The following is a 21071-nucleotide window of genomic DNA, read 5'->3' on the forward strand; positions in this document are numbered from 1 at the left end:
AGACCAGAAACCCTTGATAAAACTGAAAAAATAACGCAGAGATAAAAAAGAAAGGTACTCTCAGGCACTACTTAACGGTCTGAGAACACAGAGAAAAACATAAAACCAAGAAACAACATAAAAAAATCAACAAATCAAAATAAAAAGTAGTCGTTTTCGTTTCTATATAATAACGGCTTTTAATCAAGATGAGAGCCCATAAACTGATTGCTAAAATACCACATTCCTTTCGCTATACTGTGTGTGTTTTCTCTGTGTTTTCTCTGTTTTCTCTGCGTCCTCTGCGGTGGCTATTTAAGCGTTTAGACAGAAAAAGGTGTTTCAGTAAATTATGTAGAAAATAAATACCAGTAACTAACCGGCGGTGAAGTTATGGTGAATATTTTCAGAAACCTGGTCATCACTTTATTTACCGGCTTTTTAATCTTGCTTTATACCCCCCTTATCCAATATGCCGCTTCTCCACTTATCGTAAAGGACCCGCTCCAAAAAGCCGATGCCATAGTGGTGCTGAGTGGAGGTTGGAAAGCAAAAGGGGTACTCGGCACGAGTACCCTTGAACGTTATCAGTATGGCATTAAACTATTTCAGAAAAAATTTGCTCCAGTTATAATATTCTCCGGCGGTAATCTGCTTGGCAGGCCCGCGGAAGCCGATGCTATGGCAGATATGGCTTTATCGGCCGGCTTCCCTTACGAAGCTGTTATTTCTGAAAATGCCAGCGCATCAACCTATGAAAACGTTCTGTTTACAACAAAAATATTGCAGGAAAAGCGCCTCAAATCAATTATTTTGGTCACTTCACCATACCATACTTACCGGGCCAAAAAAATGTTTGAGGATAAGCAAGTCAAAGTAACCGCCGCCCCTGTTCCCAACGGCGAATTTGAGAAAGCCAATGGCCTGGAGCGGCTCAAACTCGCCAAAAACATCGTACTGGAATACGGTAAACTGCTGGTTTACGAAGTATTCAAAATATAGCGGTTAAATCGCCGACCGGTAGTTTTCGATTTTATGGGCATAAGTTGCGGCAATCTCTTCTGCAGTTTTATCATTGTTTGCCTCGCTTAGCACCCGGAACACCGGTTCCTCGTGGTCGGGCAGAATCAAGGCCCAGCCGTTTTTGTGATAAATTTTAATGCCATCTATCAACTCCACTTGCTCCCCTTTAATCTCTTCTATTAAACGGCGCATAACCGTGCCTTTGGCTCCCCACGGGCACTGCACCAACTGCTTATGCAGGTGCGGCTGCGGAATGGCCCGTAGTACTTCAGAAAGTTTTTTATTCTGCATGGCCAGAAACTCAATCAACTTGATACCAATATATAACCCGTCAAAATAAGGCTGAAAGAGACTGTCCTTGGTAACTTCCATCATGGCACGGGGGTTAGCCCTGGTACGAATTATTTCACCGTTATATTGTTCCGCAATGCGTTCAATAATCGAAGGCGCCGTTATGGGAACACCCAACATCCTGCTCTGCCCCGATTTAAAAACAATGTAGGTCCACAGGCACAGCAGATTCTCATCAGTGATAACCTGTCCGTCATCACTTATGAAGACAGCCAGATCGGCATTACTGTTCAGGTAAATGGCCAAATCCATGCTATTTTGCAGGACCAGGGACGACAGACTTTCCGGAGAATAATCCTCGAAATGCACGGTTGTTAACCGGCAGCCCAGTTTTTCCAACACTTCCGGCAGGGAGCAGTTGGTGTTTTTATTGTCATAGGCCAGCAATACTTTGTACCGGCGTGCCCTGATCTGTTCTACCGCTACACTTTGCAACATTGTATCTATGTAACCGTCGCACAATCCGGTCATGTATCTTATTTCCCCTAACTGTCGGGGAATTGCCCGGCGGAAATCTTCCTGGTAAAAAGCATTTTCGATTTTCCGCTCAACATCCTTGCCGATATTGATGCCGTTTTCGTCCAGGATTTCTATGAGAATTTTATGGTTGGCAACGGGCGGGAGCATCCGGATATGCAATCCTCCTTTGGCCGCCAATTGCTTAACGGCAAACCTACTGACCGGCGTCCGGCAGATGCCGATATCATGCACTGTAATCCCTGCAGCCAGGAGACCGGCTTTAATGGCCTTCTTCATAACCTGTGAAGCCGAGTGATAATCTGACCCTACGACTACCCTGGTGTTCACCGGTATGGACGCCCCGTAAGCTAAAGCCAGTTTAACTGCCATATCCGGTGTAACCTCAACGTTAACAATACCGCTGATGCCGTTGTACGCAAACAGGTTACGTCTGTATACGTCACTCCAAATCAATGAAGTATTTACCACCGAGTTGTCTTCCACAATTTTTTCCGGCCATAATTTCACCTGGGGTTTAATCATGACCCTGTTACCCAAGAAACAATCGTCTCCAATCACTGCCCCTTCAAATACTGAGGTGTTGGACTGCACCCTGTTATGATGGCATACTACCGCGCCTCTGAGTTCCACATTTTGGTCAATATAATTGTAATCCCAAAGAATACTTCTTTTGATAGAAGCTTTATTCCTAATAGTATTATTGTTTCCGATTATGGTATACTCTCCCAGTTCCACATCCTGGTCTATATAACAGTTATCGCCTATATAAACTGGGCGCCCGGTAAATTTTACGCCAGGATGGATTTCCGTGTTTTCACCGATCCATAAACCATCTTCCACCATGCGCACTTTCAGCGGCACATTTACCAAACCGTCCAGCAAATCGAAATGAGTCTGCCGGTACTGTTCCAGACTTCCTATATCTGACCAGTAACCCGTGGCAATATACCCATAAAGTTCTCTGCCTTTTTCCATCAACAGCGGAAACAGGTCTTTACTGAAGTCAAAGAAAATATCTTTATCAAAGTAATTGAAAATTTCCGGCTCAATGACATAAATTCCTGTGTTTACCGTGTCACTGAATACTTCCCCCCAACTGGGTTTTTCCAGGAAGCGGATAATTTTCCCACTATCATCGCACATTACTACCCCGTATTCCAGAGGGTTTGCCACCTTAGCCAGGACCAGGGTGACGATGCCCTTTTTTTCTTTATGGTAAGCAACAGCTTTGGTCAAGTCATAATCAGTTATACCGTCGCCGCTGATAACCAAAAAGGTTTCGTCAAGAAATTCAGCGGCATTTCTCACGCTTCCTGCCGTTCCCAGCGGAATGGTCTCCTCAAAGTAATGCAATTGAACTCCGTATCGTGAACCATCGCCAAAATATTCTTTGATTTTATCCGGCAGGTATTGCAGTGTGACGGCTATCTCCGTAATCCCGTGCTTCCTTAGTAATTCAATGGCATACTCCATCACCGGCTTGTTCAGTACCGGCACCATCGGTTTTGGTTTGTTGCAGGTCAGCGGCCTCAGCCGCGAGCCCTGCCCCCCAGCCATAATAACAGCTTTCATGTCTCCCACCATCCCTTTCTTTTTTCTCCCTAAAGGCTAAGCAAAACAGAAATAAAAGCTTTGGAAAAAACTCTTCAAGGGCTGTCAGCAGTTTTTTAAGAAATATAACCGGTGGCCCTGGCTAAACGGAGAATCTCATGGTAAACCTCCATAGTATCCCGGGCAATTATATCCCAATTATAAATTTTGGTAACCTTATCCCAGGCATTGTTGTCTAATCTTTTGGCCAGGGCTTCATCCTTCAACAGAGTTACTATATAGTGGGCCAGAGCCCGGAAATCACCGGGGTAAAATTTCAGTCCATCCACTTCATGTTCTATTACTTCACCTAGCCCGCCGGTTTCCGATACTATGACGGGCGTGTGCGCCGCCATTGCTTCCAGAGCAACAATGCCAAAAGGTTCGTAAAGGCTTGGAAAAACAGCCACATCAGCAGCGTGCAGGAGTTTATTCCGCGTATCGTCATCAGTGAAACCCGTAAAAAACACTTTACCGGCAACCCCCAGTTGGTCAGCCAGCCACTTGAGATGGTCACCGTACGGTCCTTTGCCGGAAATAATAAACTTGGCATTTGGATATTGATTTAACACAGCAGGAACGGCTTCCAGCAATACCTGCACCCCTTTTTCCGGAACCAGTCGCCCCACGAAATAGACGATTTTTTCTTCCGGCAGAGCGTACTTGTTTCTAAAACCCGGCTCTATAATCGCTGGGGTTATATTGGCCACGTCTACGCCATTTGGAATTATCCTTATTTTATCCCCCGGCAACTGGAATATCTGCGCTAATTCGGCAGCCATGTACTTACTGCAGCATATTACCTTCCAGGCCTCGTAAGTCAACCCCCATTCCACATCGTTAATATACCTCTGCATATCATTGTGCAGGCCATGATTACGCCCATACTCAGTAGCATGCACCGTCGCCACCAGCGGGATATTAAATTCATGTTTCAAGGTCTTACCGGCATGGGCTACCAGCCAGTCATGGGCATGTATCAAGTCAAACTTGCCAACACTCTTTATAACCTGGGCCGCTTTTTCGGCCATGGCTTCGTTCATCTTAAAAACCCAGCGCAAAAAGTCTTCCTGTTCGCCGGGAATGTGGTCAAGCCTGTAAACGTGCACTCCTTCCACCACTTCGTAATCCTTGCAGCCCGGAACATGGCAAGTAATTACATGCACTTCCTGGCCGTGTCTGACCAAAGCCCTGGACAGATCGTAAACATGCCGCGCTAAACCGCCCACAGTTTTAGGCGGAAATTCCCAGGACAGCATAAGGATTCTGTCGTGTCGCAGGAATATATTTCTGGTGCGTAGAGGAAAGGGAATAATTTTTGAGCTGTGATGGGAATACATACGGTAGTCTATATTGCTGAAAATACTGTCTTGCGCTTCTAAGGCGCTGATTTCTTCTTCATTGAGGCGTTCTTCTTTGATGGCCCAGTAAAGACGGTTAAACTTCGCGATGTGGTCCCTGGTCCTTCTTACGGCGTAATCTACCGCTGTCTGCATTTTCATAATAAAGGCCCAGTCGCTGCTTTGAGCCAGCAATAGTTCCCTCGCAGCCTGGTTTAAAGCCCGTTTATATAAGCCGCCCGCCTGCGGGAACATATTAGCCAGTTCCAGCATCCGCTCCTCGGCCTGGTGAAGATGCCTGTAAATCCAATCGTTGGCCGGGTCAAGCCAAACCTCGTTAAATCCCTTGTGTCCCCAACTGGACATAGGTAGCTTTGCCACCTGGTTGTTCGGGTATTTATTTAAGTATTCCCAGGGAGTAATTGTTTTGAAAGTGTCCTGGTCGTAACAAATTTTTCTCAGCAGAAAATCCAGCCACTGCGGACCTTCGTACCACCAATGGCCGAAAAGTTCCGCGTCATAGGGAGCAACTATGATAGGCTCACGGTCCATGTTCGCCGCCAGATGTTCAATTTGCTTCTCCCGGTTAAACATAAAATTTCCGGCGTGTTCAGCCGCTTTATCCCGGGCAATATCCGGCTGATAAAGCTCTTTGTAATTTGTTTTGCCTGTAATCCGGTAATATTTAATACCGGTATCTATGCGAATACGGTTTTGAAAAATATACGGGCCTATATAATCAATATCCAAGTCGTAGCCAACATCGCGGTAAAATTCCCGGTAATAAAAATCTCCCGGGTAACCCGTCTGCATATCCCAAACCTGTCGGGAGGTTTCCACATCGCGCCCGAAAGCCGCCACTCCGGCAGGAGTGTACAAAGGCGCATGTACCCCATAATATGGTCTGGGCGTGGCATAAAGCAGGCCATGGGTATCCACAAAGAAATACTTGATACCGAATTCCTTCAGAATCTCATCGACGCCGGGGTTAAAACCGCATTCCGGCAGCCATATACCCCTTGGGCCTGTGCCAAATACAGAAACAAATAGGTCTATAGCTGTTTTAACCTGGGCCCGTACAGCCTGCTTGGTAAGCATAAGGGGCAGGTAACCATGGGTAGCACAACTGGTAATGATTTCGACCTTGCCCGAATCCCTCAGTTGCTTAAACGCTTTAACCAAATCCATCCGATATTTGTCAACATAGGTTTTTCGGATGCCCTTAAATTTTTCCAGATACATTTGGGCAACCCTGTGATACTCAGGCTGCCCCTCTGTTCTTATTACTTCTTTCTCGGCCAGTTCAATCAGTTTATGCAAACGTTTTAAATACCGGTGCTGCAGCATAGGATCCGTCATCATACAAATTAACGGCGGTGAAAGAGATATGGTAATACGAAAATCAACATTATCCCTGATTAAGCCGTCAAAAACATCAATTAATGGTATGTATGATTCCGTAAGGGCTTCAAAAAACCAGTTTTCTTCCAGGTAGGTATCTTCTTCCAGATGCCTTACATAAGGTAAGTGGGCATGAAGAACCATTGCTAAATAACCTTTGGCCACGGGCATTTCCTCCTCCGGGTCATGGTACTGATTGCGCGTTAGATTCCAGTGTTAACTTTTTTGAATAAATTATAGCTGCTCAATGTTTCAACCTTAACCAATTCTGACCTGTCAAGCAGGTCGGCCCAGACTAACCCGCTGCCGTCGGCCAGAGAATCTCTTGGCGTAGTCACAGTATTTGACCTTAATATAGTAATAAAGCGTCCATCGGGAGTAATAACTCCCAAATCCACACAATAAGAAGTATTCGCCTTCATGTGATGCAGGTACCAGTTATCCGCCATTGCATGGATAGCTATATCAAAATAGCTGTGAGCATTTCTTCCGTTAAAGTTGATCCCTGTTACATCGTAGACCCGCATAATGAGCGGGACTTCTCCCCAGGAACAGTTATATTCCTCAGCCAGAACACTGCGCTGCTTTTCGGAAAATTCCCAGTAGGCAAATAAACAATAGGGGTCTCTTATTAGTAATACTAAGTGATTCTTGTTATAATTGTGCGGAAAATAACTGTCCGTGCTGTGTGAAAGCAAGTTCCTCTCCCCCTTTACCGTTAACCGCGTAAACCTTATGCCGCGGTACTCAAAGCATTTAGCTTACTTAGTAAAACTTTTCTCCTCTTAAGAAAATTTTCCTTCAGAAAAATGGTAAAAAATACTGTAATCACTAATAGTCATAATAGTGCGAAAATTACACAGGGCAGTCAACAACATCTCATGCGGTAGGCCCACGCTGATAATTTTATGCAGTAAGGGTGAAAAAAATCCGGTAAATCAAAAAACTGAAGAAAAAGATTGGCCGTAAATTTTTCTGACCTTGAATTATGTAAAAAAAAAGCATGCCTTGTGCGGCATACTTTCTGAAGGACTGTCCCTGCTTAAAAAACAAGGTTTTCAAGCTCAGGACCTGCAAGGCTGTTTTCATATATTTCACAAAACCCTGATAACGATGAAGATGTTTTCTTACACATTCCTTAGTCCATTTCAACCATAACTCCTCTATAAACCGGACATTCCGGAGCATGGTCTGCGCCCCTGTCTTTCAACAAGTTTGCCATCAGCAGATAAGCATATGCAGTTATTACCTGCTACAAGTTCAGAAACAGACTAAAGCTCATGTCACGATACCTTTGAATCATGGTTAAACGTCGGCTCCAATCTACGGTTTGTCCAATGCTTTGTTATTATATTGTAGCATGCCCCGGTAAAGCATGTCAATATTTGTCATAATTTCAACGCTGTCAACCGCTCACACAGGCGGTCTATTTCCCGGCTTTGCCCTTGAATAAGCGTTTCCGCCAACAACTGCAATACACGAAGGTTTGTATTGCTTGCATCATCCAGGTCATCATTGCCCTCGTCGAGCCTGGTCTGAAAACGATAGTACCTTTTCTGACCGTTTCTGTCTGGCAGCAACTGCTGCAACTGGTAGTCGATGGTGTCGCTTACTCCGTCAAAAACCACGTTCAGAATAGGCTGCGCCCACCGGAACAGGCCCCATCCCTTTACCTCTTCGTAGGAAAGCGGGCGGGTCAGCTCTCCAGTGCCCAGTGAAACCAGAACAAAGTCCTCGGCCCCGGGGAACATCCTGATAGCCTCCGCATAAGCACACAGGGCCGGGTTATTGGCAAATACGCCGCCATCAATCAATGCGTAATAGTCCAGCCCGTCATCGGTAATAATCTGTACCGGCTCGAAATAGGTCGGCGCTGCCGATGTAGCCCGGGCCACAGTTTTCATGGGAAAATCGTACTCCGGTTTCTCTTTGGCGTATCGGCTCTTAAAGAAAAAGGGTACCCTTCTTTCTATTTCATAACTGGGCACCAGCACCTCTGTCAGCGCATCCTTCAGCCTGGTCGTTCCGAAATACCGGTCAAGCACACTTTCTATACCGTCAGCCGGATACTTCTCCTCGACAATACTGCCCATAGCCCGGATGCGGTGCCATACGGACCGGGAAAAAATAACCGGCCCCTCGGTTTTATATAACCGGACCAGGTCTTCCGCCCGGTAAGCCGGCTGCCCCGTATCATCAGGTCTGGTCAGCCCCAGGGCCAAAATGCCGCCGGTAGATGTGCCGGCAATCAAATCGAACATCTGACATATGGGTTTACCGGTACGCTGTTCGATTTCAGCCAGAATCAGGGCCGGGATGATGCCCCGGATGCCCCCGCCGTCAATGGACAGGATTTTTATGGTTTTGGACATATCTCTCCTCCCACTAATTGTCGATTTCCATCAATGTCATTACCTTCTTCAACACCATGAGTGCAGCATCAAAAAAAGTAATGCCCCAGCCAGCTCCGACTTAAAATAAACCATTCCTTGCCTGTTTTATTACCTTTGAGTTGACGTTAAATAAAATACCTGATTCCGCCCCACAAAAAATCCAACGCGAGCCCCAGGAGGAATAGACCACACACCGCTATAATTCCCCGGTACACCCTGTTGCTGATAAACCGCCGTCCCCCGGCGACAGCGCCCGAAACCAGTGTATACCAGGCAAAGTCAGCCAATATATGCCCTACAAAAAACAAAGCCACGCCAGCCAATCCAAACTTCCGGGCCATCGTCAGGTAACCCAGCCCGATAGTCGCCCACCATAGCGACCAGTAAGGGTTGGAAAGGCTGGTGAGAATTCCGGCCATAACAGGACCAAACCCCTTCTGTTCCCCTGTTCCTTCCAGGTTTAAGGAAATAGTACCCCTTACTGCATTCTTCACCATATCAAAGCCCATGAAAAATAGGAAACCCCCGCCGGCAATCCCAATCACTGCTGTAACTGCCGGTTTCTTTATAACCAAATTGAGGCCAAGAATCATGCCAGTAACCAGCACCAGTTCCAAAACAGCATGACCGAGAACCAAAAGAGGACCGGCTTTCGCTCCCCGACGCAGGCTTTCATTTATGGTGACCGTCAATAAAGGCCCCGGCATCATGGCACCCGAAAAACCTACTATAAAAGCAGTTAAAAATATACCCGGTATACCCAAGACTCCTACCTCCTACCGTCCTTCGTATTAGTTTCAGTTAAAGGGGTAACCCCTCAGTATTTGGGGCATATCCGTTCACCACTACTCTGATTTCCCCTTTGTCCGGGCAAAAAAGCAGCCCGTGCACAGGAACTTCGCGGGGAATTAAAGGCGAACGCCGAATGGTTTCGACAGCATGCCGAATGTTTTCTTCCGTATCATTAAAAGAGCCGATCCAGGCAAGGATATTCATGTTTTGAAGTTCTTCTTCCGGCACCCCCGCTTCCCGCATGCGGGTAATCAGAACCCCTTCTTCCACAGTGGCCATACCACAGTCCAAATGGCCAATCACAAGGATTTCTTTTACCCCCATCAGGTAAACCGCCGCCGCCAGACTTCGAATAACATCCGTACAACCGTCTCTGATAGTATTGCCGGCATTTTTAATAATTTTGGCATCGCCTCTGCGAATTCCGAGAGCAGGCTCCAGGAATTCCACCAGTCTCGTATCCATACAGGTAAAAATGGCCACTTGCTTTTTGGGTTTACTGGAAACCTTCTTTATCAAATCCTTATACTCACTGACAAAGAGCTTATTGGCGGCCAGAATTTCCTTTAAAATCAAACTGCTGCCTCCTTTACCAAGGTTTTTGAAATACATAAAAATATATATTCAATTTTCGCAGTTCTATTAGCACGGTAACGGTGAAACAATAAGTTGATTTTATTATACTATATGTTCTTTTTTAGTGAAATAAAAAAGCCGTTAAAAGTAGCTTCCGCTATCTTTTAACAGCCAAAAAGTAATTTAACAAAGCGGCTGGTGGCCCAATATAACCAATGGAACGGTAAAACAGCCGTTGTAACAGCAACTCATTTCTTAAAGGTGAATGTTGATCAAATAAACCGTAAAGCTTCAGTCGGGTCAAGCTTAGATGCTTTAGAGGCAGGGTAAAGGCCGGCAATTAGCCCAAGCGCTATTGCTCCTACCACGACGGCGGCTCCGAAAAAGAGGTTCCAATAAATCTCCAGTTCAAAAGTGTTGAACAGGGGGGCAATCAGGATGGCCACGCCCATACCCGCCAGGTAACCAATAATACCACTGATACCGCATACTATACCCGCTTCTGTCAAAATTATCCGACTGATATGAGCCTGCCTGAACCCGATGGCCCTGAAAATACCTATTTCACGGGTCCTTTCGTTTACTGAGGCCATCATGGTAGTGGTGATAATAAGAGCGGCAATTATGACCATTACAAGTGATACCACCAACGAGAACTTGCTGAATTTACCCACCAACTCCTGCCTGGCCTCAGCGGCTTCCTTAACTATGCTGACCCTTGCTCCAGGTACCTTTTTGGCAATTGCCGCCGATATGCTTGCCGCTACCTGCTCATCTTTTACGGTGGTTATTTCAACAAAACTGTAACTGTTCTGTTTTCCTAATACTTTACGGGCATCCTCTATACTGAGAAAAATAATCCCGTCTTCTTCTTCCCCGGTTTCTGCCAGTATTCCTGACACAGTAAAAGTCTGCTCATTTAATTCAACAGTCTTACCAACAACTAAACCCAGCTTTTCGGCGGCCTTGGCCCCGACAAGAACCTCGCCGGGTTTATCGGGGCGGCCTCCAGCGCTTATTTCCCACCAAGATTTTATCTTCCATTCACTGGGAAAATCAACGCCCACGGCAAGAACCTTTATGCCGTTGATTTGGGTAACGCCCATAACCTTGGGAGCGACCACTTTTATTTTAGCGGCATCATTTATAGAATTAATTTTGTCCAAAATGTCCGGCGGCAGTTCTTTTACGTTATAAGAAACACCTGTAACAACGGGAATACCGCCTACCGAGAATGAAACGGTATCCGTTTGGGGGGTTATAGCCAGCTTTAACCCTGTTTCTTCGATTTTTTTGTTGATGCTTTTCTCCATGGCGCCGGTTAAAGTAAACAGGGTTACAATGGTGGCAATCCCGAAAACCATGCCAAATACCAGGAATAACATCCTGGATTTCCGACGCTGCAGGTTCTTTAATGCTATATCTGTCAACTGCATTAGCCTTCCCCCTAATTTCTTAACGCACCTTTATTGCCCTAGACAGCCATTTTCTTCCCGGGGTGCTTGGTCTCATCAAGGACTCCGTCCCGTATAAAGATGGCCCTTTTGACATGAGACAAGAACTCGGGGTTATGGGTAACCATAATGATGGTCTGCCCGTCACGGTTAAGAAGTTTAAACAGTTCCATTATTTCCTCGCCTGTCTTAGTATCAAGTGCACCGGTAGGCTCATCGGCGAATAGGATTGGCGGTTCGTTAACTATCGCTCTGGCAATAGCTACCCGCTCCTGTTCACCTCCGGACAACTGGTTGGGAAGCCTGTTTTTCTTGCTACCCAAGCCTACCTTTTCAAGAACACGCTCAGCCATGGTCACCTGTTCCCGGTTAGATTTCCCGGTGATGGCCAGGGGTAACATGACATTTTCAAGGGCAGTCAAGTAAGGTATGAGTTGAAACTGCTGAAATACAAAGCCCAGATACTCACTGCGGAAATCCGCCCGTTTTTCATTAGGTAGACTATACACGTCTATATCATCAATTATTACCTGGCCGGAAGTCGGCGGATTCATAGCCCCCAGTATGGTGAGAAGAGTACTTTTACCGGAACCGGAAGGCCCCATTAAAGCAATAAACTCCCCTTCCTGCACTTCAAAAGTTATACCTCCCAGCGCTACAACTTCACCTTCCCCGCCGTTATATACCTTTTTAACGTTATTTACCCGAATCAAACTCATTAAGCAGTCCCCCTTAAAATTCATGGACTAACACCTAAGCCCCCACATACTAAGACTTTCCAAACGTCCACAGCACTTCAACCTTTACACGCAATAAGCTTAAACTACATATAGCGAAGGGCTTCCACAGGGTCCTGGCGAGCCGCCTGCAAGGCCGGCAGGAAGCTGGCCAGCAGACCGACAATTATGGCAATTACCAGAGAAGCAAGCCCTGTCTTGTATTTCCAGGAAATAATTACTTCCATCTGGGCAATTACCGGTGCAGTAAATTTAGCAGCTGCCATACCGACCAGGTACCCGGCCAACCCCCCTATTATGCTGATAATGCCGGCTTCCATAAGAATTATAGCAACGATACTGCTTTTTCTGAATCCTATCGCTCGAAAAATGCCAATTTCTCTGGTTCGTTCGTTAACGGAAGACATCATCGTGGTCAGGACAACCAGGGAACCTATCACAAGCACTATGATGGAAACGGAAATTCCCAATTGGCTGAACCTGTCCACAAAGTCCTTCCTGGCCTGCACCGCCTCCCTGATAGCCGTAACTTTGGTGTTTGGCAGTTTTTCAGATATCTGCCTGGTTATCTCTTCGATAGGGCATGTATAACAAAGTGCAGCAACCTCTACAAAGCTGACCGCATCCTTTTTTCCTGTCAGCGCCTGCAAGGTCGATAAATCCATAAAAATCACCGAATCCTCCTGGTTCCCCGTTGGCTCCAGCACCCCGGCAATCTTATACCGGCTCCCGCCAATCTCCAGTTGGTCTCCCGGTTTCTTCCCGAGCGCCCGGGCAGCTTCAGACCCGAGGAGGATATCTTTTTCATTCTCCGGCTTGCTACCGTTTATCTTCCACCATTTTTTCAACCTGAGTTCAGCGGGGAACTGTATACCCATGACCAGCCTTTTCTTCTTTTCAACTTCCAGGGAATCCAGGAGCTTAGGAGCTACAGTAGCTATGTTCTCCTTATTTTTTATCGTTCTGATTTTGGCCACATCGTCCATTGTCATCAGGTTTACGCTGCCGCCCACATCAGAAGCACTGACACCTTCATAAGACATACTTAGGGAGTCTGATTGCGGCACCACCGTCATGTTCGAACCGATTTGGTCAAACTTGTCCGCAATTTCCTGCTCCATGGCAGTAGTTATTGTGTACAATGTAACAATCGTTGCGATACCTATGACCATCCCGGCGATCAAGAAAGCCATTTTGGTTTTTCTGCGCCGAAGGTTATTTATTGCAATATTGTGCAGCTTCACTTAAAGCACCGCCTTTACAAGCTAACCTTTATTGAATCCGGTATAATGGACCTCCCTGGTAACCGTAACTGGCAATGATTTGTCCCTGGCTATCTATGATATCTATTTGTATATGGCAACCGTAATCGGTAGCTTTAGCCTTTATACCTGATACGGCTGCGGCATTTTGGGCACTATCCTGCCGATATTTCTGCAAAGCCTGTTTTTCTAACGCCAGGAGGTTGTTTGCTGCGGTACTTCCGCCCATTTGTTGGCAGCACTCACTCCCACTATCAGACAAGCTGCAGGCGCCGCCGCTGCTGCCGCTACCTGCCTGTGCATAATTATCCAAAGGGGTAAACGAAACCCCGGAAACATTGTACTGTTTAGGAAAAGCCCGCGTACCGTTTATAACAGGATAACCCTTAATGATAAAGCCTGCAATTCCTGCAACTGCGACAAATCCAACGATACCAACCAAGGCCCGGGAATAAAGCCTTTCCCTCTTGTTAAGCCTTAGCAACTCTTCACTTATTTCTTCAAAGTGCCTATGATCTCCCGGCCCCGGTTCAGCGTAATCTGCATGAGCAGGCTTTTCGGTTTCGGCCATTTGTTACACCCCCGTGAGGTATAAAACCAAATATTAGTTACAGCAGGTTGGCAATTATTACCGGACTGAAAATAACACTGCACTGGAAAAAGTTGCGGTAATGTGCATCATCTTTTTCTAAATTGGCCGTGGCTGCCAATTTTTCAGGACTTGCATATCAATGACCATTTTGTTACCGTCTGCCTGGTATTTAACAGTTTCCGGTGGGTACTCCGGACAGCCGCCTGAAATTCCCTGCAAATTCTCCAGAGACCACCTAGTGCCGCAGGCGTTGCAGACCAACTCTTCCCCTTCAATGTGGAACCTGGTACCACTGCACGGTTCACAAAGGCTTCTTGCCAGAACCACGTTTCCTTGCGGAGAAACATAGGCCACCAGGGGAAGGTAATTAAACGGAGTCCCATTATTCAAAGTAAAAGATATTCCGGGAACGTTGAAAGTAACTATCTTGTTGTTCTTGATGTCGTCCATATTAACAACCACTTTTGTATCGGTTATTTCAGGTTTAATCTCGGTCATTTCTATAGACTGGTTGGTGTAATCTGTTGCGCCAACATTTACTGTTCCTTCAATCCCTTGCGGCTTCCTTAAAGCAAAGAAACCAACAGCAGCCACAATAATAACACCTACACCAATAAGAAACATCGTTGAGGCCTTTCTTGATTTTTGCTCAGTAAATTTCGCTTTTTTATCTGCTCTGCTCACAAAAATACCTCCTCAAACATTATTCTACTACACCTTTTAGTACTACTAAACATATGATAATTTTTATTAATTTTAAAGTCAACTGCTAATTTGATGTTGTAATTATTTTTCATTAACAAACCAGATACAGCAGCAGTAAACTGCTGCCTGCCACTGCAATCAGGGGAAGCAGAATTTTACTCAATCCTGTCTCCCTGTATGCATCGCGGTCTATGATTCGGGTAATCCTTCCTTCCAAAGCGCCTTCGCCGGCCGCAAAATTAGGATAAGGCATAAAGTTATCCAGGGCTATGGAAGCCCAAATATTCTTCGGTGACATGCGCCAAACTTTTATCAGGGCGCCCGCCAGGGCAAGCGGTTTCCCTGATAAGGCTATGGTTATATCATCAGTGGCATGCTCTTTTTCCTGGGACAGATCCCGGAAGAGCCAGTACATTACCGGAGTGAAAAACATTACGTCTCTTAAAAAGACGGTAATCCAGTTTAAAATTGAGTCAGACCTGATGATATGAGCCAGTTCATGGGCCAATACCGCTTCCAGTTCATCTTCATCGAGGTTGTCAATAAGTCCCTGGGAAAGAACAATTACCGGCTTTTTAAAACCAAAGGTAAAAGACCGGGCAAACCGATCCCTTGTGACAAGTACCCTTGGTACCGCAATATCTGCTTTATGGCATAGCCCTTTTAAGATTTTGAACAATACCGGGAAATTTTCCGGCAAGGCAAAACCATAACGCCGAATCATCCTGTTGCAGGCTATCAGGCTGACAATAGCCTTAAAGATGGCCAGGGCGCCTGTAAGAAGAAACAGCGGCGTTATATAAGTGGCTAAGACATTTCCCATGGAACAAAGCCACTGGTTTATCATATTAAATGTCTTATGGTTATAATCAACAGTTAAGATACACTGCTGGTACCGAGTAGTTTGCAGTATAATAAACGCGCCAAAGGGAAGCAACAGGGGAATAAACAGCATGTATACCTTTGCCCTGGCATTTTGAAACCTCGGCATCCTAAATAACTGCTTTATCAGGACATAGGAAAAAAGAGTTCCGAATAATACATATAAAATAAAGGGGTGGGCTACCTGGGAAACAAATAGTTTGAAATCCATTTTTACTTAGCCCCCTTGGACCGCCTTTCCCTGATAAGCTTCTCCAGTTCGGCGATCTTATTTTCATCCTCCGAGCTAATCCTCTCAACTAAATGGGATATCGCAGGTTCAGCAAATTCTTCTAACAGCCCGTCAAGCACTTCACTGACAACTTGCTTGGAAAATTCCTCCTGGGATACTGTGGGCGTATAGACATAAGCATTACCCAAAGGTTCTTTAGTGAGCAAATTCTTCTCCGCCAACCTGCCCATAATGGTCATTACAGTAGTATAGGCTATCTCTCTTTGTAACCGAAGCGCTTCATATACATCCCTAACAGTAGCCTTGCCTTCTTTCCAAATAATTCCCATAATATCGGCTTCTAAATCACCCAAAACCTTTTTCAGCCCCATTTTATGAGGTTTGAAATCTGAAATCAGGCTCTTGAAAAACTTCACCCTCATTCCCTCCCTATATATCGGTAAGAACATCATACTACATATTGGTACTACAGTCAATAGTAGTATTTGGTTTATGACTGTCCGTCATATTTTCGCATATCCCACATAAGAGTTATTGTAACCTCTTAAACCGGAGGTAAAATATGACTGTTTTGTTGAAACTGAGCGCCGGCATGGCCCTGTTGCTGTTTGGCATGCAGTTTATGAAAACGGGTCTGGAAAATGTAGCCCAACGCCGAATGCGGCAGGCTCTGCATACCCTTACCCGAACCGCGGCTATGGGTACCCTGGCCGGCACCATAATTACCATGTTAGTTCAAAGCAGCACTGCGATTACGGTAATGACAATAGGTTTGGTAAATGCCAGAGTTATCAGCTTTACCCAGGCCCTGGGCATTGTCCTGGGCACTAATATAGGTACATGTATAACAACGCAAATCATTTCCTTTAACCTGAATGACCTGGCCCTCCCCGCTATCGGATTAGGCGCCATCATCATGACCTGGAGTAGGAGGAAGGGCTGGTATTACCTGGGGCAGTCAATTGTGGGGTTTGGTATCGTGTTTTTGGGCATTGGCGTAATAACCGGCTCCATGGAGCCCCTAAAAAATTCCTCCTTGTTTAACACCGTAATGCATTCGCTGGGGCAATCGCATCTCCTGGCACTTCTGGCAGGTATAACAGTTACAGCGTTAATCCACAGCAGCAGCACGACCACCGGTATTATCATTGCTTTGTCTCACCAGGGACTGATAGACTTGCCCATGGCAATAGCCATGGTCCTGGGCAGTAACATTGGCACCTGTATTACCGGAATACTGGCAGCCATCGGCAGTTCACCTGCAGCGCAAAGGGTGGCGTGGGCTCACGTTCTTTTAAATGTGGTAGGTGTACTGATCTTCTTTCCTTTAATTGCTCCGTTCAGCAACCTGTTAACCATAACTGCCGATAGCCTGCCCCGCCAGATTGCCAATGCGCATACCATTTTCAACGTCATCAGCTCGCTGGCAGTACTCCCGTTTATCAGGCAGTTCGCCGCCCTGCTGGAAAGGATAGTGCCGGATTAAGACCAGGGCCCTGCCCGACATAAAAAGCAGGCCAGGCCTGCTTTTCCCTTATACTTTAAAACGGCTGACACTTTCCCTGAGCTCATTGGCCAGGTCCGCCAAAACACTGGCTGAGGCTGCCGTTTCTTCCACAGATGCAGTCTGTTCTTCAGCCGCTGCAGCCACCTGTTGGGCGCTGGCGGCTGTTTCCTCGGAAATACTGGCAACGTTTTGAATAGCGGCAACTGCCTGTCCAGCAGCGGCAGCCATCTCTTCGGCAGCTACGGAAACCTCCTGGATCTGGTCCACTACTTTGGATATAGTATTCATAATATTTTTAAATGCTTCGCCGGCATTATTTACAGCCACTGTTCCGTTAGCAACTTCCTGCAAACCTGATTCCATGGCCTGAACCGCCTGCTCTGTATCTTCCTGAATTTCTTTCACCAGGTCGGCTATTTGTTTTGCGGCCTCTCCCGACTGTTCCGCCAATTTTCTCACTTCTTCCGCTACAACCGCAAATCCCCGGCCCTGTTCCCCGGCCCTGGCTGCCTCAATGGCAGCATTTAAGGCAAGTAGGTTGGTCTGCTTCGCGATACCCGTGATTATATCCACTATGTAACCAATCTGCTGGGACCTTTCTCCCAATGCCCTGACAGTTAAAGCTGAATTATTTACAGTTGTACTTATGGACGCCATTTGTTTAATGGCATTTTCAACAGCCTTACCGCCCTCCAGGGCAGCTTCGTTAGCTTCATGGGAGGCGTTTAATACGTTTTGGGAATTGCCGGCAACCTGCTGGATGCCCTTGGACATTTCGTTAATGGTGAGTGATGTTTGTTCTATACTTTTGGACTGGTCTTCCGTTCCCGTAGCCACCATCTGGACAGTCTGGGCTATCTGCTCAGTAATCTTGGAAGATTCGGCTGCGCCGAAATTAAGAGTATCGGCATGATTAGCAACTTTTTCAGCAATGGTCACTATATTATTAACCAGTACACCAATATGGTCAATCATACTGTTAAATTTTTCGCCGAGAAAACTAAATTCGTCCTGGGTATCGATATCCAGTTTGACAGATAAATCGCCTTTTTCAGCGTTGGTCATTCCGTCTACTATCTGGTTTATCGGCTTGGAAATGATGCGGGTAATCATGTAAAATATAAAACTGGTTACAAAAAGCGCAAAGTAGGCTCCAGCCATCATTTTTATCTGCAGGTTCCGGATCATCACCTTGTGCCTGTTAGCAGGAACAGTTACGATCCAAAACCCGACCTGCTCCCCGCTCTTTGTAACAATTGGCCTGACCCCGACCTGATTACCGGCAATACTTTCCAGTCCGGCCCTGGTAGACCGCGCCAGGCGCTCCAATTCCTGCCCACCAAACCCTTCCTTATTCACATCACCGGTGCTTCCGGCCAACAGTTGCCCTCTAAAATATAACTGCACAGTATCTCCTGTTAACTTAGCCAGTTTAGTAACAAAAGGAAAATCAGAGGCAATCTGCAAATCGCCTTTGTAAAGATTGCCGCCCCGAACATACCAATCCCCCGGATAGATAACTTCCAGCAGCTCACTCCCAGTCGCTATATCAGACATAAGCTTTTCACTAATCAACGCTTTCATCTGACCATCCATGTTATTCAGCGCGTAAAGTCCGACCCCGGTGGCCACAAAAAACAGCATTATCACAAACACCACAACCAGTTTTAGTCCGAAGCTGCGCTTTAACAAGACTACCACTCTCCCCTAATCCGACTTAGATATAACGTGCAAGTACTTAATTCGTTATTTTTCGACAAGGAGATGGAAAATTCCTTCTTTTGGCAGAACCGGAGCAAAAAATAAACCTGAGCCGCGGCTCAGGTCTTTAGCTTAATTTCCGAGCGTTTATGACCAATGCCGTCCAGGTAACCGATGGTATAACACTCCCTGGCATGAATATCCAGGAGGTTATCCAGGGCAACCATGATATCCTTGACATTACCCGTTTTGTGTTCCGACATGTAGTTATAAAATACTTTTTTCAAGAGCCGGTTATTTTTAGCCAGCAAGCTCTTAATTCCGGCTTTTTCCGGTGTGTCCAGCCTGTTCATAATCTGGTCATGCAAAATTTCTAATGCAGAACTTTTAAGCAACTTCAAATCTGGTCTTTTGGGGTTTTGGTCCATATTTTCACCTCAATAAATAGTATCTCCCAAATAGACCAATTTATTTAACTAACCTATATCTTTCATACGTTTAATATGTTTGAACCGGTTATAACTCCACCATAAATCAATTAAAAAGAAAGCAACAGTAAGAAAAAAAAGGGCTCCAACAATTGTCAGGTACAGACCAAAAGTCTTCTGAAGCCATACCAGAAAAAAACAATATAAAATCATAAATACAACCCCGAGACCCCATGTTACAAAAGCTGTCGTAACTTTGATTATCTCATCCCAAAAGGCTTCAAAAAACAATTTTACATCCATTTTACCAAACCAACCCTTTCTAACTTTTGCCGTTTACCTGATGGGGCCCCTGTAAAAATGTTTGAAACCTTTTCTGTACCGCCGTAAAGCGCGTTTCCTGTTCCATGTTATTACAAACCCCAGACAAAGGGTGATTCCTGCCACCGGCAGTATCCAAGGGTGCCTTTCCACCATCACTTTTTTATCAACGGCATTGGCCGCCACCAAATATACGCGCCCGATTTCCTTATCGCCGAAGTTATAAGTAATATATCCGACCTTTTGGCCTTTTTTGATAGGAGCAGCCAATCCCTTGAAAATAATGGTTTTTGCTTTGGGAACCTCATTGTCTGCCAGTTTGCCGGTAAAGTATTGTTCCTTTTCCGTGACAACCCGCACTTTACCTGTCCCGTCTTTGACAGAAATCTCCTGTATGAACTTGCCTTTCTCGACAAGTTTGGTTGTCCGGAAATTTTTAAATCCATAGTCAAGCAGGGCCATAGAATCTGTCCAAATGTTATTCCCCACCGAACCCAAAACCACCGCTATAAACTCCTGGTCCCCACGTTTTGCGGATGAAACCAGGCACTGCTGGGCAACCCTTGTGTAGCCCGTCTTAATTCCATTAGCCCCTTCATAGCGCCACAACAATTTATTATGGTTTATGAGTCTGAAGAAATTGGCCGGATCGGCCCGTTTAATTTCCTTTACCTTGGTAGCGGCCATCTCCCGAAACAAAGGCAATTCCATAGCATGTTTGGCAATCATGGCTAAATCCCTGGCAGTGGTATAATGTTCATCATTGGGCAACCCATTAGGGTTGCAAAAATTGGAATTTGTTGCGCCCCATTCTTTCGCTTTTTTGTTCATCAGCTCTACAAAGGCAGGCACAGAACCGGCAATATGCTCGGCTACAGCCACAGCCGCGTCATTTCCAGAGCTTAAAAGTACGCCGTATAACAGGTCTTCCAGAGTCAGGGTTTCCCCTGCCGTCAGATAAATAGATGAACCTTCCTGCGTTACAGCGTTTTTACTTACCGTAACTTTGTCGTTAACATCCCCTTCCTCCAACGCTATGGCCACTGTCAGTATTTTGGTTGTGCTCGCTGGAGGCAGCCGGAGATCCGGGTTTTTGGCGTAAAGCACCTGGCCGCTTCTGGCATCAATCAAAACCCCGGCTTTTCCGACAATACCGGGTTCCTGGGCATATCCCGGAGCAATAACCGGTCCTCCTACAACAGTTATTACAAAAAAAACCACCAACAATATACTGATTGACCGTTTACCTAAGGACATTGTTACCCCCTAAATAAATTAATTGTGAAGTACTTATTTCCTGATTTACCTCGTTTTATTTTTTTCGC

Annotated in this window: 19 protein-coding genes; 2 read left to right on the forward strand and 17 right to left on the reverse strand. The window is 45.8% G+C overall.

Going from position 1 to position 21071, the window contains the following annotated elements; all coding sequences use genetic code 11:
• The first annotated feature begins 372 nt into the window (after window positions 1-372).
• Window positions 373-981, forward strand: coding sequence for a YdcF family protein (locus ACSNJE_RS11745; RefSeq protein ID WP_013121025.1), 609 nt, complete (start codon window positions 373-375; stop codon window positions 979-981).
• 3 nt (window positions 982-984) lie between these two features.
• Here ACSNJE_RS11745 and ACSNJE_RS11750 read toward each other — a convergent pair whose 3' ends face one another.
• From ACSNJE_RS11750 to ACSNJE_RS11810, 13 genes are all read right to left on the reverse strand, one after another.
• Window positions 985-3405 (reverse strand): sugar phosphate nucleotidyltransferase, encoded by a 2421-nt coding sequence (locus tag ACSNJE_RS11750; protein ID WP_495252720.1) that lies wholly within the window; start codon window positions 3403-3405, stop codon window positions 985-987.
• 95 nt (window positions 3406-3500) lie between these two features.
• On the reverse strand, window positions 3501-6335 hold the full coding sequence (locus ACSNJE_RS11755) for a 1,4-alpha-glucan branching protein domain-containing protein (RefSeq protein ID WP_495252721.1): 2835 nt from the start codon (window positions 6333-6335) through the stop codon (window positions 3501-3503).
• A gap of 32 nt (window positions 6336-6367) precedes the next feature.
• Window positions 6368-6862, reverse strand: coding sequence for a DUF4912 domain-containing protein (locus ACSNJE_RS11760; RefSeq protein ID WP_474773656.1), 495 nt, complete (start codon window positions 6860-6862; stop codon window positions 6368-6370).
• Between the two features lie 690 nt (window positions 6863-7552).
• Window positions 7553-8536 (reverse strand): CBASS cGAMP-activated phospholipase, encoded by a 984-nt coding sequence (locus tag ACSNJE_RS11765; protein WP_495252722.1) that lies wholly within the window; start codon window positions 8534-8536, stop codon window positions 7553-7555.
• A gap of 146 nt (window positions 8537-8682) precedes the next feature.
• The gene (locus ACSNJE_RS11770) at window positions 8683-9321 is read right to left on the reverse strand and encodes a LysE family transporter (RefSeq protein WP_013121030.1); all 639 of its coding nucleotides are present in this window, start codon (window positions 9319-9321) and stop codon (window positions 8683-8685) included.
• A gap of 37 nt (window positions 9322-9358) precedes the next feature.
• Complete coding sequence (locus tag ACSNJE_RS11775) at window positions 9359-9925, reverse strand: beta-class carbonic anhydrase (RefSeq protein WP_495252723.1); 567 nt, start codon at window positions 9923-9925, stop codon at window positions 9359-9361.
• Window positions 9926-10197: 272 nt separating this feature from the next.
• Complete coding sequence (locus ACSNJE_RS11780) at window positions 10198-11361, reverse strand: ABC transporter permease (protein WP_013121032.1); 1164 nt, start codon at window positions 11359-11361, stop codon at window positions 10198-10200.
• 38 nt (window positions 11362-11399) lie between these two features.
• Complete coding sequence (locus ACSNJE_RS11785; protein ID WP_052216877.1) at window positions 11400-12098, reverse strand: ABC transporter ATP-binding protein; 699 nt, start codon at window positions 12096-12098, stop codon at window positions 11400-11402.
• Window positions 12099-12202: 104 nt separating this feature from the next.
• A complete protein-coding gene (locus ACSNJE_RS11790) occupies window positions 12203-13360 on the reverse strand; it encodes an ABC transporter permease (protein ID WP_474773659.1) in 1158 nt (385 codons plus the stop codon).
• 28 nt (window positions 13361-13388) lie between these two features.
• Window positions 13389-13949: a hypothetical protein gene (locus ACSNJE_RS11795; RefSeq protein ID WP_495252724.1), complete on the reverse strand. Its 561-nt coding sequence runs from the start codon at window positions 13947-13949 to the stop codon at window positions 13389-13391.
• A gap of 117 nt (window positions 13950-14066) precedes the next feature.
• Window positions 14067-14654: a Fe-S-containing protein gene (locus ACSNJE_RS11800; protein ID WP_052216880.1), complete on the reverse strand. Its 588-nt coding sequence runs from the start codon at window positions 14652-14654 to the stop codon at window positions 14067-14069.
• A gap of 112 nt (window positions 14655-14766) precedes the next feature.
• Window positions 14767-15768 carry a M56 family metallopeptidase gene (locus ACSNJE_RS11805; RefSeq protein WP_052216881.1) on the reverse strand — a complete coding sequence of 334 codons (1002 nt, stop codon included), beginning with the start codon at window positions 15766-15768 and terminating at the stop codon, window positions 14767-14769.
• Window positions 15769-15770: 2 nt separating this feature from the next.
• Window positions 15771-16205: a BlaI/MecI/CopY family transcriptional regulator gene (locus ACSNJE_RS11810; RefSeq protein WP_013121038.1), complete on the reverse strand. Its 435-nt coding sequence runs from the start codon at window positions 16203-16205 to the stop codon at window positions 15771-15773.
• 146 nt (window positions 16206-16351) lie between these two features.
• Here ACSNJE_RS11810 and ACSNJE_RS11815 point away from each other — a divergent pair, with 146 nt between their 5' ends.
• Window positions 16352-17275 carry a Na/Pi cotransporter family protein gene (locus ACSNJE_RS11815; RefSeq protein WP_052216882.1) on the forward strand — a complete coding sequence of 308 codons (924 nt, stop codon included), beginning with the start codon at window positions 16352-16354 and terminating at the stop codon, window positions 17273-17275.
• Between the two features lie 48 nt (window positions 17276-17323).
• On the opposite strand, the gene ACSNJE_RS11820 is transcribed toward ACSNJE_RS11815, so the two are convergent.
• The 4 genes from ACSNJE_RS11820 to ACSNJE_RS11835 form a co-directional block, all read right to left on the reverse strand.
• Window positions 17324-18988, reverse strand: a complete 1665-nt coding sequence (locus tag ACSNJE_RS11820) for a methyl-accepting chemotaxis protein (protein WP_052216883.1) — start codon at window positions 18986-18988, stop codon at window positions 17324-17326.
• A gap of 128 nt (window positions 18989-19116) precedes the next feature.
• On the reverse strand, window positions 19117-19425 hold the full coding sequence (locus ACSNJE_RS11825; protein WP_013121041.1) for a hypothetical protein: 309 nt from the start codon (window positions 19423-19425) through the stop codon (window positions 19117-19119).
• A 48-nt stretch (window positions 19426-19473) separates the two neighbouring features.
• Complete coding sequence (locus ACSNJE_RS11830) at window positions 19474-19728, reverse strand: hypothetical protein (protein WP_052216884.1); 255 nt, start codon at window positions 19726-19728, stop codon at window positions 19474-19476.
• Between the two features lie 33 nt (window positions 19729-19761).
• On the reverse strand, window positions 19762-21003 hold the full coding sequence (locus ACSNJE_RS11835; RefSeq protein ID WP_495252725.1) for a D-alanyl-D-alanine carboxypeptidase family protein: 1242 nt from the start codon (window positions 21001-21003) through the stop codon (window positions 19762-19764).
• Window positions 21004-21071 lie beyond the last annotated feature (68 nt).

Source organism: Thermincola sp. GK-1 (assembly GCF_059412445.1).

Bases quoted from the DNA above. Each gene is read 5' to 3' on its own strand.
- ACSNJE_RS11745 (WP_013121025.1), top strand. From the start codon at position 373: ATGGTGAATATTTTCAGAAACCTGGTCATCACTTTATTTACCGGCTTT.
- ACSNJE_RS11750 (WP_495252720.1), bottom strand. From the start codon at position 3,405: ATGAAAGCTGTTATTATGGCTGGGGGGCAGGGCTCGCGGCTGAGGCCG.
- ACSNJE_RS11755 (WP_495252721.1), bottom strand. From the start codon at position 6,335: ATGCCCGTGGCCAAAGGTTATTTAGCAATGGTTCTTCATGCCCACTTA.
- ACSNJE_RS11765 (WP_495252722.1), bottom strand. From the start codon at position 8,536: ATGTCCAAAACCATAAAAATCCTGTCCATTGACGGCGGGGGCATCCGG.
- ACSNJE_RS11780 (WP_013121032.1), bottom strand. From the start codon at position 11,361: ATGCAGTTGACAGATATAGCATTAAAGAACCTGCAGCGTCGGAAATCC.
- ACSNJE_RS11785 (WP_052216877.1), bottom strand. From the start codon at position 12,098: ATGAGTTTGATTCGGGTAAATAACGTTAAAAAGGTATATAACGGCGGG.
- ACSNJE_RS11795 (WP_495252724.1), bottom strand. From the start codon at position 13,949: ATGGCCGAAACCGAAAAGCCTGCTCATGCAGATTACGCTGAACCGGGG.
- ACSNJE_RS11805 (WP_052216881.1), bottom strand. From the start codon at position 15,768: ATGGATTTCAAACTATTTGTTTCCCAGGTAGCCCACCCCTTTATTTTA.
- ACSNJE_RS11815 (WP_052216882.1), top strand. From the start codon at position 16,352: ATGACTGTTTTGTTGAAACTGAGCGCCGGCATGGCCCTGTTGCTGTTT.
- ACSNJE_RS11825 (WP_013121041.1), bottom strand. From the start codon at position 19,425: ATGGACCAAAACCCCAAAAGACCAGATTTGAAGTTGCTTAAAAGTTCT.
- ACSNJE_RS11830 (WP_052216884.1), bottom strand. From the start codon at position 19,728: ATGGATGTAAAATTGTTTTTTGAAGCCTTTTGGGATGAGATAATCAAA.
- ACSNJE_RS11835 (WP_495252725.1), bottom strand. From the start codon at position 21,003: ATGTCCTTAGGTAAACGGTCAATCAGTATATTGTTGGTGGTTTTTTTT.